This is a genomic window from Flagellimonas pelagia (assembly GCF_003584135.1).
Taxonomy (GTDB): Bacteria; Bacteroidota; Bacteroidia; order Flavobacteriales; family Flavobacteriaceae; genus Flagellimonas; species Flagellimonas pelagia.
Map to the genome: position 1 here is coordinate 49,936 of NZ_QXFI01000018.1, position 12,870 is coordinate 62,805.

Sequence of the window (12,870 nt, forward strand, 5' to 3'; positions counted from 1 at the left end):
AAAGGCCTACATTTAGTACATCGTAGGCCTTTTTTATTCGCCTTTATGAGAAGAATCCTTTATTTCGTTCCTTTTATTTTCCTTTTGTCCTGTGCAACGTCCATGTTGCCCAAAGAAGAATTTAGGGGGGTATGGATCGCCACCGTGGCCAATATTGACTGGCCTAAACACCCAGAAGATGATGTTGAGAAGAAAAAAAAGGACTTCATTGCCATACTGGATTTTTATAAGAAACTAAATTTCAACACAGCCATAGTCCAAGTGCGAACGGCCGGAGATGCCTTATATGAAACCGAATCGGCCCCGTGGTCCAAATATCTTTCGGGGAAAGAAGGCGAAGCCCCAAAAGGATTTGACCATCCCTTAAAATGGATGATCGAAGAGACCCACAAACATGGCATGGAATTTCATGCTTGGTTGAATCCGTATCGAGCCACGGTAAATTTGGACACCACTGTCTTGGCCAAAACCCATGATTTTTACCAACATCCTGATTGGATGGTGAAATACGGACAAAAATACTACTACAACCCTGGGCTTCCGGAAGTACGGAACAAATTCAACCAAGTCATTAGGGAACTGGTTTCGAATTATGACGTGGATGCTATCCATTTTGATGATTATTTCTATCCTTATAAGGTGGAAGGGGAAGTTTTTGAAGATGCAACTACCTTTTCTGAAAATGGTTTGCTCAATCAATCTTTGGAAGATTGGCGGAGAAGCAATGTGGACTCCTTGGTTAAAATGGTCCACAAAACCATCAAAACAACAAAACCCTGGGTGCAATTCGGCATTAGTCCGTTTGGGGTATGGAAAAACCGTAGCACGGACCCCAAGGGTTCGGATACCCAAGCAGGCCAGACCACCTATGAAGATCTTTACGCCGACCCCCTCCTTTGGGTCCAAAAAGGTTGGTTGGATTATTTGGCTCCGCAAGTATATTGGAGCATGGATTTTTCTGTTGCTTCTCACAAAAAAATCACTTCGTGGTGGAACAATGCCACGCCCAACACCCATCTGTACATAGGGAATGGTGCCTATAAAATCAAAAATAACAGCGACAAAGCCTGGACCAAAAACAACGAAATCCCCAAACAGCTCAAATTCTCAAGAAATTTGGATCATGTGAACGGAAATATCTTTTTCAGTGCCAAATCATTGATGGGCACCCATGAAAAAGTCAACCAAAAACTGGAGAAGAAATTTTACAGGTATCCATCAAACAACCCCGGTCCCTTGAATAAAATTAAGCGAACCGTTCCATTACCTGCCATTGTATCCGCCAAAAACCAAAACGACCAATTGGATATCTGTATTTCCCATACTGATAGTATCCCCAGGTTTCTGAATTTTTACGAAATCCGTGGTACTAAACGCAAACTTATCGCAAAGGCATATCTTTCACAAAGTAAAAAATCGGAATGTTATCAGATTGAGATGCCAAATAAACAATCCAAAAAGAGCTTGGGAATCACCATTATGGACACCTACGGAAATGAAAGTGCCTTACAAACCCTCAACCTAATACCGAATTGATCATGCAGGACATGCTTGTACGACTTTTGGACCTACCCGATATAACCAAAGCAGAAAAACAGCTTTTGGAAAAGGAACATATCGTGTTCAGAAAGCCCATCCCTCCTGAAAAAAGTATCGTGGTAAATTGGGTGCGGGAGAATTTCAGTATCAACTGGGCCGATGAGACCGCCGCTGCATTCACCCACCTTCCCACAACCTGTTTTATTGCACAAAGGGAACAATCCATTCTGGGCTTTGCCTGTTTTGAAAGTACCGCCAAGAATTTTTTCGGCCCGACCGGCGTGCTTCCTTCGGAACGGAAAAAGGATATTGGAAAGGTGTTGCTTGTAAAATCCTTAATGGCCTTGCGTGAAATGGGCTATGCCTATGCCATTATTGGAGGGGTAGGTCCGGCAACCTATTACGAAAAAACGGTGGGTGCCAAAATCATAGAAAAATCTGAGAGGAGCATTTATCAAAACCTATTAAAACATCCCAAATGAATGTAGCGCCGAAAGACAAAAATGCCTGGCTTTGGATTCCCTTCCTGTATTTTACACAAGGAATCCCCTATATTTTAGTGGTGACTGTTTCCGTGATCATGTACAAGCGGTTGGGGATCGGCAATGCAGAAATAGGTCTATACACCAGTTGGTTGTACCTGCCTTGGGTCATCAAACCGTTATGGAGCCCTATTGTGGACCTCAACGGCACCAAACGCAAATGGTTTTTGATGATGCAACTGGTCATTTCCTTGGCCTTTTTGGGAATTGGTCTCTTTATGGGTTCTAATTCCTTTTTCACCATCACCTTGTCCTTTTTTTGGATGGCCGCCTTTGCTTCGGCCACCAACGACATCGCTTCCGATGGCTATTACATGATCGGGCTTACCCAGAAAAAACAATCCTTTTTTATTGGCTTACGAAGCACGTTTTACCGATTGGCCATGATTACCGGACAGGGACTCCTCGTCATCTTTGCAGGTTATCTGGAAAACAAATATGGGGATAATACAAAAGCGTGGTCCCTTACTATGATCAGTGCCTCTGTATTGATGTTGGTCCTGACCATTTCCAATTTCTTCACCACTCCAAAGTTTGAGGGATCTTCCAGTGAAAAGGAAGCCAAACCGGCCGGTTTTTTGGAAGTTTTCGCCTCCTTTTTCCAAAAAAAACAGATTGGGTGGGTGTTGCTGTTCATACTCACCTACCGTTTGGGCGAATCGCAATTGGTAAAAATGGCCTCGCCTTTCCTATTGGATAAATTGGAAGTGGGCGGTCTTGCCTACTCCACGGAAGCGGTGGGTACCATTTATGGCACCGTGGGCATCATCATGCTTTCTTTGGGCGGAATCGTCGGAGGTATTTTAATCTCTCGGGACGGCCTTAAAAAATGGATGCTCCCCATGCTCTTGGCCCTTAACCTTCCCAACGCATTATATGCTCTTTTGGCCATTACCCAAAGTACCAGTATTTATGCTGTGGTAGGCACGGTGATCTTGGAGCAATTTGGGTATGGATTTGGTTTTGCCGCATTTATGATGTATCTCATTTATGTGGCCGATGGGGCTTCCAAAACCTCCCACTATGCCATTGCCACCGGATTTATGGCTCTTGGCATGATGTTGCCAGGTATGCTCAGTGGCTATATTCAGGAATGGTTGGGTTACGATGGATTTTTCATTTGGGTGGTCATCGCTGCCATTCCGGCATTCATCGTGTTGAGATATTTGGATTACCCCGCCGATTATGGCAAAAAAACTGCGGAAACCGATGAATAAGTTTCACTTGCCCCCAAAAGACCAGCTTACGTTGTCCCAAAAAGTGGGGCAACTGTTCATGCCCGCTGTCTTTATCAACGATACCGAGGAAGAAGTCCAAAAAATGGAGCTACTCATCTCGGAACACCATATTGGGTCCATTTGTTTTTTCCATAGCCGTGCCAGTGCGGCCACCAATTTTGAGGGGAAGAAGACGGTTGTCCACAATGAAAAAAGTTACGACCGTTTAAAGCAGCTCATCGCCCGATACCAAAAAGCGGCCAAAATCCCGCTTTTGATCGCTATTGATGCGGAATGGGGATTGGCCATGCGCATTGAAAATACGCCACAATACCCCTATGCCATCACCTTGGGAGCCTTAAAGAATGGCGATGACCTCATCCATCAAATTGGCAAAGCCATTGGTTCCGATTGCCTAACTGCTGGCATCCATTGGAACTTGGCACCAGTGGTGGACATCAATAACAATCCTGAAAATCCAGTAATCGGTTATCGTTCTTTTGGGGATGACAAGGAAGATGTTTTTACCAAAGCCCAAGCTTTCACTAGAGGAATGTCCGATTCCGGAATTTTAAACTCCATCAAGCATTTCCCAGGTCACGGGGACACAGCAACCGATTCCCATTTAGGATTGCCCGTGATCGATAAGTCCTTGCAGGAATTAAAAGAAAACGAGCTCTATCCCTTTCAACAATTGATACAAAAAGGCGTCGATTCGGTTATGGTCGGACATTTGCTACTTCCGCAATTGGATAACGAGGGACCTGCGACCACTTCCCACAAAATCATATCAGGTTTGTTACGGGAGCAAATGGGTTTTGAGGGTGTTATCATTTCCGATGCACTGAACATGCATGCCGTATCCAAAACCTTTAACAAGAAAGGGGATTTGGAAGCCAAGGCCTTTGCTGCTGGAATGGATGTCCTCTGTTTTAGCGAAAATGTAAAAGAAGGCATTCAGACCATTTTAAAACAGGAAAAAACACAACGAATTGAAGAAAGCTTCCATCGGATCTGGAAGTTGAAGGAAAAAGCATTCTCCAACACAACAGCCACCGAAGGTCTTGGTTGGGAAACCGCCGCCTCCATCAATACGGATGTGGCCCAGAATTGCCTAACCGAACTGTACGGGTCACCAAGCTCTTGCAGAGCATTAAAGAATTCTCCTTTTCTCAACCTATCCCTCAGCAACGCCAAAAAAAACCTTTTTTCCCAAGGATTGCAGGACGCTTATGGTTCGATGGCTTTGGATATTACATCGGACCTAGATCGAATCAATGATCAAATTGCAGATCAAGAAAATGTAGTCTTAGCTATTTTCCCTCCTGCCGTGAAACCCAAAAATCTGTTCGGTTTTGATGAAAAGATCTTGGAAACCATCAAATCGTGGATTGCAAATAAAAATGTGCTTCTCTATCTGTTTGGAAATCCTTATGTATTGGATATTTTAGGGTTGAGGGACTCCTCCAACATCGTTTTGATGTATCAGGATTTTCCGGAATTCCAGGAAGTGGCTTTGCAACATTTCATGGGAAAAGTTCCTGCCAAAGGGTCGCTTCCCATCCAACTTAAAACTTTTGGTCTATGAGCATGTACAAAGTATTGGGATTAATGTCAGGCACTTCTTTGGATGGACTCGACATGGCCTATTGCCACATTTGGGAGGAAGACGGTCATTGGAATTTTTCCATAAAGCAGACCAAGGATGTACCGTATTCCGATGAGATGAGGGAATATCTCAAGAACGCCATTTACCTGTCCGATGCGGACCATGCACAATTGCACAAAGACTATGGTATGTGGTTAGGGGAACAATCCAAACTATTTATTGACGAACTGGGGGAAGAAATTGATTTTATTGCCAGCCACGGACACACTTCGCATCATCGGCCGGAAGATGGGATAACTTTTCAATTGGGAGATGGACAATTCCTGGCAAACACCAGTGGCAAACAAGTGGTGTGCGACTTCCGTACCAAAGATGTGTCCCTAAAGGGACAAGGCGCACCCTTGGTCCCCATCGGAGACCGACTTTTGTTCCATGAGTTTGATTTTTGCTTGAATTTGGGAGGTATCAGCAATATCTCTTTTGAAAAGAACGATGAACGTATTGCCTATGATATCGGGATGGCCAATATGCCCTTGAATTACATCACCCATAAAATGGGGCTCCCCTACGACGAGAATGGAAATTTGGCCCGTTCCGGAAAATTAGACCATGGCTTATTACAGAAGTTGAACAGTTTGGAATACTACCGTTTGCCCTACCCCAAATCTACCGGATATGAATGGTTCACAGAAAAAGTGATTCCCTTGGTCAATGCTTCCACAAGCGCAAACATTGATTTATTACACACCCTGATACACCACAATTGCGAGCAGATTGCCTTTTCGGTACACAAATACAGTAGCAAACCCCAAAACAAATTGTTAGCTACAGGGGGCGGTGCCCTAAATCAATTTTTCATGGATATCCTTCAAGAAAAATTGGGACCTAATATTGAAGTGGTCATACCCACTAAGACCCTTATTGCCTATAAAGAAGCATTGGTGTTTGCATTGATGAGCGTTCTCCGTTTAGAAGGCAAAACCAATGTGCTAAAATCTGTTACCGGAGCCACGTCGGATTCCTGTAGCGGAGAAGTTTTCTTTCCCCAAGGGAGTTGATCAAACCGTTGCCACCTTTTTCTTGGGTCTGTGCACCAAAAGAAAAATGGCAAGCGCACATAGACCACAAATGGCCAATCCCGCGAACAAAGGCCAAACACTGTCTTTTACAAATTCTCCGATGAAAGTGGCAATGGGAATGGACAACACCGTGGAAATGAATCCGTTTATGGCCGCCCCAATACCTGCAATATGGCCAATGGGTTCCATGGCAATGGACCTGAAATTCCCCCACATAAACCCTAAACAGAAAAACTGTACGGACAAAAAGCCCACCAGCACATAAATATCGGGGTTCGGAGAATTCAAAAACATAATGGTATAGGTAATCGCCACCAAACAGAAAACAATGGTAGCCATCAACGATAGTTTTCGCATCCCAAAACGCATGACCAAAGTACCGTTCAAAAAAGTGGACAATCCAATGGAAATGGCCAATCCAGCAAAAATGTAAGGAAACATCTCCTTTAATGCATATTGATCTTCAAAAATATGTTGGGCCGAACTCAGATACACCAAAAAAGCCCCGGTTACCAAACCAGAGGTTAGAGTAAACGCCACCGTTTCCTTGTACCGGAAAAACTCCCGCAATCCATCGATGAACACATGGCTCGTAAATGGGATTTTATATTCAGGATGCAAGGTTTCCTTTTGTCGCTTCCAAAACCAAAGGGACACCACCAGAACAAAGAACATTTGAACATAGAAAATAGCCTGCCATCCTGCTGCATCCAATATCAACTTACCAATGGCAGGCGCCACTACGGGAACCAGGATAAAGAATGCTACCACAAAAGACATGACCTTGGCCATGTAGTCTCCCTCATAGGTGTCTCGGATGATAGAGATTGCAATGGTACGCGGTGCCGAAAGACCAATCCCCTGCAAAATTCTCCCAACGACCATAATCTCAAGGGAAGGTGCTACCAAGCAAATGACGCTCGCCATCAAAAAAATGGTAAAGCCTACATACACCACAGGTTTCCTGCCAAAACTGTCCGAAATAGGGCCAAAGAATAATTGTCCAACCCCAAGCCCTAAAAAAATCATGGTGACCAACAATTGGTTGTCCGTAGAGTCATAACTTTTGATAGCTTCCCCTATGTTGGAAATAGCAGGTAGAATGGCATCAATGGCCAAAGCTACGATGGACATTAAGGCGGCCATTAGGGCTACAAATTCAAAGTTGGGTTTTTGGGCTGTTTTTTGCATTGTGCAAAAATAGGCATACCCTTTGGACGAATAAAGCTTTTAGGAAAGGTTTAATGTTATGGAAACACATCTAACACAATAGTTGAAGAATATGTGCAATTTTGTCTTGTTCCAATAATAACCAATACCCACCTAAGTCTGGAAAAAAGCTGAAGTAACCTTATCTTTAGTGATAAATGATAGAGGTAATGGGAAAATTAAAAACTTTGGTCGTAGGTTGTGGCAATATGGGAACCTCCCATGCTCGGGCCTATCACCAATTGGATGGGTTTGAAATCGTGGGATTGGTCAGCCGCGGGGAAGAAAGTAGGGAACGTCTTTCCAATGAATTGGGAGGAGTTGCCACCTTTTCCGATTATACCCACGCCTTGGAAGTCACAAAGCCTGAAGTGGTTTCTATCAACACCTATCCCGACACCCATTTTGATTATGTAAAAATGGCCTTGGAGGCTAATGCCCATGTTTTTGTGGAAAAACCACTCGCCCTTACTGTGGAAGAAGCCCAAACCTTAGTGGATTTAGCGAAAAAAAAGGGCAAGAAAATGGTAGTGGGCTATATTTTAAGGGTACACCCTACCTGGGCCAAGTTTACCCGAATGGCCCAAACCCTGGGAAAACCTTTGGTCATGCGAATGAACCTGAACCAACAGAGTTCCGGAAGCCATTGGTATACCCACAAACAACTCATGAAATCCATGTCTCCCATTGTGGATTGTGGTGTACATTATGTTGATGTCATGTGTTCCATGACACGTTCTAACCCAGTAAGTGTCTCTGCTATTGGGGCAAGATTATCCAATGAGATCGATGCCGACATGTACAACTATGGACAATTACAAGTCCGGTTTGAAGACGGTTCCGTAGGATGGTACGAAGCCGGTTGGGGACCCATGATGAGCGAAACTGCTTTTTTCATTAAAGATGTGATCGGACCAAACGGATGTGTTTCCATAAGTGACTTGAACAAAGGAGCCTCCGATGATGTTGAAGGTCATTCCAAAACGGGGAATTTAAAATTGCATTACAGTAATTTGGATGCAGAGGGCCACTTCACAAAAAAAGATGAAATCATCGATACGGCAGATGAGCCCGACCACGATGGTCTATGCTTATTGGAACAAGAATATTTCCATGAGGCAATTGTAAACGACCTTGATCTGACCCATCATTTGAATGACGCAATCAATAGCCTCAAAATTGTTTTGGCGGCAGATGCATCCGTTAGGACGGGAAAGACCATAGATTTGTAGGAAGTTTGTCAGGACGTACCCTCGACCTGACACATTTGGACAAATTGTATAAAGTTATTCGTGGGAATTGGTGGAATACGTGTCAAACCCCTTTACCTTTTATACATAAAATAGATTCTTCGCTTCGCTCAGAATGACTTATGTAAACCAGAACTTTTTTACAAAGGAATATTCCCGTGTTTCCGCTTGGGGGGTTCCACATGTTTTTTCTCCAGCATGGCAAAGGCCTTCAAAAGTTTGCGCCTTGTATCTTGGGGAAGTATCACCTCATCAATAAAACCACGCCTTGCCGCCCTATACGGATTGGCAAATTTCTCGGCATATTCGGTTTCCTTCTCCTTCAACTTGGCCTCTGGGTCATCCGCTTCAGCAATTTCGCGCCTAAAAATGATCTCACTCGCACCTTTGGCCCCCATTACGGCAATCTCGGCACTGGGCCAAGCAAAGTTAAAATCGGCACCAATATGTTTGGAGTTCATCACATCGTACGCACCTCCGTAGGCTTTGCGGGTAATAACAGTCACCCGAGGTACGGTAGCCTCGCTCAGGGCATATAACAATTTGGCCCCATGCATGATAATTCCGCTCCATTCCTGGTCGGTACCGGGCAAGAACCCTGGCACATCCACTAAAACCAATATTGGAATGTTGAACGCATCACAAAATCTAGTAAAACGTGCTGCCTTTCTGGAGCTTTTCACCCCCAATACCCCTGCCAAAAACATGGGCTGGTTAGCAATGATACCAATGCTCCGACCTCCCAATCGGGCAAAACCGGTGATGATGTTCTCCGCATAATCCTTATGGATCTCATAAAAGGTATCCGAATCGATAATGCCCTTGATTACATCGTGCATATCATAAGGCTTGTTCGGGTTATCTGGAACAATACTACAGAGTTCCTCCCTGATTTCATCCCCCAAAACATAAGGTTTCAATTCGGGGAGTTGGGCATTGTTCTGTGGAAGATAGTCCAATAGTTTTTTAATATCATCCAAACAAGCGGCGTCGTTGGAAGAGGTTTTGTGCGCCACACCAGATTTGATGGCGTGCGTGCTGGCTCCACCCAATTCCTCAGAGGTCACTTCTTCATTGGTAACGGTCTTGACCACATTGGGACCGGTCACGAACATATAACTGGTTTCCTCCACCATGATAATAAAATCCGTCATGGCAGGCGAATATACGGCTCCACCGGCACAGGGGCCCATAATGGCAGAAATCTGAGGGATTACACCTGAGGCCTGTACGTTTCGATAAAAAATATCGGCATAACCGCCCAATGATCGTACTCCTTCCTGGATCCTGGCCCCGCCTGAATCGTTCAATCCGATAACAGGTGCACCAACCTTCATGGCCAAATCCATCACCTTACAAATTTTCTCTGCATGGGTCTCGGAAAGCGCACCACCAAACACGGTAAAATCCTGTGCGTACACATAGACCAGTCTTCCGTTGACGGTTCCATATCCGGTCACCACCCCATCACCATAATAGAGCTCTTTATCCATACCAAAATCCTTGGTCCGGTGGGTGACCAAAATACCCATTTCTTCAAAAGAGCCTTCGTCCAGCAAGTAAAGAACTCGCTCCCGAGCGGTCAATTTTTTCTTTTGATGCTGCTTTTCTATCCTCTTGATACCGCCACCCAAATGAGCTTCGGCAATTTTTTCCTGTAGTGTCTTTATCTTGGAATCCATAGAGTTCAATTTGAAGGTAATCTCACTATTTTTTTATCTTCCAGATACTGTTGAAGCGCCACTAAAGCAGCTATTTCAGCATGTTTGGAGTTTTCCTCGTGAATCTTTTCGGGGGAATAATAATTTTTCACAAAATGGGTATCAAAGTTTCCGGAACGGAAGGCTTCATGTGCAAAAACAAAACTGCCGAAGGGCAAAGTTGTCTGCACCCCTTTTACTTTGTAATGGTTGATGGCGTCCAACATCAATTCAATGGCCTCTTCTCGAGTCTTGCCATAAGCAATCAACTTGGATAACATGGGGTCGTAATAGATGGGAATGTCCATGCCTTCCTCAAAACCATTGTCTACTCGAACTCCTTCCCCAGTCGGAAGCTTATAGGTTTCTAGATTCCCCACACTGGGCAAAAAGTCATTCAATGGGTCTTCTGCATACACCCGAAGCTCCACGGCATGACCATGAATGGAAAGGTCTTCCTGTTTCATGGGTAAAGCCTCTCCCCTAGCGATCTTGATCTGCAATTCCACCAAATCCACGCCCGTAATCATTTCGGTAACCGGGTGTTCCACCTGCAAACGGGTGTTCATTTCCAAAAAGTAGTAGTTGTGGTCGGCATCCATCAAAAATTCGACGGTTCCGGCCCCAATATAATCACAGGCTTGAGCCACTTTGGTGGCCGCTATCCCCATTTCCTTTCTTTTTTCTGGAGTCAATATGGATGATGGGGCTTCTTCCACCACTTTTTGGTGCCTACGTTGCACACTACATTCCCTTTCAAAAAAATGGAGCACATTCCCGTGGGTATCCGCCATGACCTGCACCTCAATATGCCTTGGTGATTTTACATATTTCTCCACGAAAACGGAACCGTCCCCAAAAGCCGAAGTTGCCTCACTGATGGCACGTTTCATTCCGGATTCCAGGTCTTCTTCGCGTTCCACGATCCGCATACCTTTACCTCCACCTCCGGCAGAGGCCTTTATTAAGATCGGATACCCAACCTCATTGGCAATTTCATGGGCCTTGGCCACATCGGTAATGGCTTCATCAATTCCCGGCACCATGGGGATGTTGTATGCTTTTACAGCTTCCTTCGCAGCCAATTTGCTTCCCATCATACGGATAGCCTTGGATTTGGGACCAATAAACGTAATCCCACTCTTTTCAACAGCTTCGGCAAAATCAGCATTTTCACTCAAGAAACCATATCCAGGGTGAATCCCATCCACGTTGAGTTGTTTGGCCACTTCAATGATCTTGTCACCACGCAAATAGGATTGGTTGGATGGAGCTTCGCCGATACAAACGGCTTCGTCCGCAAATTGCACATGGGGAGCATTCCTATCCACGGTGGAGTAGACCGCCACGGTTCGGATTCCCATTTTTTTTGCGGTCTTCATCACACGGACCGCAATTTCGCCACGATTGGCAATCAATATTTTTTTCATGATATCTTATTGAAATTCAATCAACAATTGTTTTTTGTCAACTGCATCTCCCTTCTTGACGGCTATTTTTTTGATGACCCCATTACGAGGCGAAGTGATGATGTTTTCCATCTTCATGGCCTCTAGGATGACCAATTGATCTTCTTCCTTCACCTCTTGTCCCTCATTAACCAATATATCCAGAATCAACCCAGGCATAGGTGCCTCAATGGAATCGATATTCTTGTTGGAATTGGTGGCGAAGCCCATTTTCTCAATGAGTTCATCCAAAGGAGTGCTGATCAAGGCTTGATGTTCACTACCATTGATGCCGATAGTGTACATTCCACTGCAAAAATCGGCGGCCAAAATCTCAATGTGGTAGGAAATGCCATCCTTCAACAAGTGATAGGCGTTTTCGCCGGTTTTTATCAAATCCAAGGAGGAAATTTGGTCTTTGGAAAGTTTAAAGTCAAAGTCGGCATCAACCTTGACCGAATAAGAGTTATCCATAAAAAGTGTTTCCATAGGTTACCCTGATAAAGATATGATTAATGCGTTAGAATCCCACAAAGCTAGCGCCATTAACTTTGGAAGGTTATGACTTTGGTCATTATTTAATTGATAAATGGTAACTAATTATGTAAAGGTTTAAACCAAGGGCAGATCTAATCAATTGCTTATTTTTGGTACCAAAATTAAAAGTATGCTGATCTTAGGGATTGCCGGGGGCACTGGTTGTGGTAAAACCACCGTGGTCAACCAAATTGTTGACCAACTTCCCAATAACGAAGTGGGGGTCATATCCCAGGATTCCTATTATAACGACCTATCCCATATGGATCGGCAGGAAAGGGCAAAAATCAATTTCGATCATCCGAATTCCATCGATTTTGACCTATTGATCGATCATATTGAGCAATTACGAGAAGGCAAGACCATCGACACGCCTATTTATTCTTTTGTGGAGGAAACACGGTTGCAGGAAACCATACCTACTCCACCTAGAAAAGTGATGATTGTGGAAGGTATTCTGGTCTTGAGCAACCCCAAGCTGCGAGATATGTTCGACATCAAGATTTTTGTGCATGCCGATTCCGATGAGCGTTTGATCCGCAGGTTGCAAAGGGACATCAGGGAACGTGGCCATGATCTTGACAAGGTTTTGACACGCTATCAAACTGCGGTAAAACCCATGCATGAGCAGTTCATTGAACCATCAAAGGAGTTTGCGGACATCATCATCCCGAACAACCATTACAATACGGTGGCCGTGGATATGGTACGTACCATCATCAACAATAAATTGACATAAC

Annotated in this window: 11 protein-coding genes; 7 read left to right on the plus strand and 4 right to left on the minus strand. The window is 44.4% G+C overall.

What is annotated here, in order from left to right; genetic code table 11:
- Positions 1–45 precede the first annotated feature (45 nt).
- Genes D2V05_RS06590 through D2V05_RS06610 form a run of 5 tightly spaced genes read left to right on the plus strand, consistent with a single transcriptional unit; the run spans position 46 to position 5,965 of the window.
- Positions 46–1,536 (plus strand): glycoside hydrolase family 10-like protein, encoded by a 1,491-nt coding sequence (locus D2V05_RS06590; protein ID WP_119646837.1) that lies wholly within the window; start codon positions 46–48, stop codon positions 1,534–1,536.
- Between the two features lie 2 nt (positions 1,537–1,538).
- Positions 1,539–2,021 carry a GNAT family N-acetyltransferase gene (locus D2V05_RS06595; protein WP_119646840.1) on the plus strand — a complete coding sequence of 161 codons (483 nt, stop codon included), beginning with the start codon at positions 1,539–1,541 and terminating at the stop codon, positions 2,019–2,021.
- Entirely contained in the window at positions 2,018–3,298 is a 1,281-nt protein-coding gene (locus D2V05_RS06600) for an MFS transporter (protein ID WP_119646843.1), read from the plus strand. The genes D2V05_RS06595 and D2V05_RS06600 overlap by 4 nt, the downstream gene beginning before the upstream one ends.
- Entirely contained in the window at positions 3,291–4,886 is a 1,596-nt protein-coding gene (locus D2V05_RS06605; protein WP_119646845.1) for a glycoside hydrolase family 3 protein, read from the plus strand. The genes D2V05_RS06600 and D2V05_RS06605 overlap by 8 nt, the downstream gene beginning before the upstream one ends.
- Entirely contained in the window at positions 4,883–5,965 is a 1,083-nt protein-coding gene (locus D2V05_RS06610; protein WP_119646847.1) for an anhydro-N-acetylmuramic acid kinase, read from the plus strand. The genes D2V05_RS06605 and D2V05_RS06610 overlap by 4 nt, the downstream gene beginning before the upstream one ends.
- Here D2V05_RS06610 and D2V05_RS06615 read toward each other — a convergent pair whose 3' ends face one another.
- Positions 5,966–7,177, minus strand: a complete 1,212-nt coding sequence (locus D2V05_RS06615) for a multidrug effflux MFS transporter (protein WP_119646849.1) — start codon at positions 7,175–7,177, stop codon at positions 5,966–5,968.
- A 188-nt stretch (positions 7,178–7,365) separates the two neighbouring features.
- Here D2V05_RS06615 and D2V05_RS06620 point away from each other — a divergent pair, with 188 nt between their 5' ends.
- Positions 7,366–8,427, plus strand: a complete 1,062-nt coding sequence (locus D2V05_RS06620; RefSeq protein WP_119646851.1) for a Gfo/Idh/MocA family protein — start codon at positions 7,366–7,368, stop codon at positions 8,425–8,427.
- Positions 8,428–8,585: 158 nt separating this feature from the next.
- On the opposite strand, the gene D2V05_RS06625 is transcribed toward D2V05_RS06620, so the two are convergent.
- Genes D2V05_RS06625 through D2V05_RS06635 form a run of 3 tightly spaced genes read right to left on the minus strand, consistent with a single transcriptional unit; the run spans position 8,586 to position 12,082 of the window.
- Entirely contained in the window at positions 8,586–10,127 is a 1,542-nt protein-coding gene (locus tag D2V05_RS06625; RefSeq protein ID WP_119646853.1) for an acyl-CoA carboxylase subunit beta, read from the minus strand.
- A gap of 5 nt (positions 10,128–10,132) precedes the next feature.
- Positions 10,133–11,575 (minus strand): acetyl-CoA carboxylase biotin carboxylase subunit, encoded by a 1,443-nt coding sequence (gene accC, locus D2V05_RS06630; RefSeq protein ID WP_119646855.1) that lies wholly within the window; start codon positions 11,573–11,575, stop codon positions 10,133–10,135.
- 6 nt (positions 11,576–11,581) lie between these two features.
- Positions 11,582–12,082, minus strand: a complete 501-nt coding sequence (locus tag D2V05_RS06635) for an acyl-CoA carboxylase biotin carboxyl carrier protein subunit (protein WP_235855406.1) — start codon at positions 12,080–12,082, stop codon at positions 11,582–11,584.
- Positions 12,083–12,260: 178 nt separating this feature from the next.
- On the opposite strand from D2V05_RS06635, the gene udk reads away from it, so the two are divergent.
- Positions 12,261–12,869 carry a uridine kinase gene (gene udk, locus D2V05_RS06640; protein WP_119646858.1) on the plus strand — a complete coding sequence of 203 codons (609 nt, stop codon included), beginning with the start codon at positions 12,261–12,263 and terminating at the stop codon, positions 12,867–12,869.
- Position 12,870: the final 1 nt, after the last annotated feature.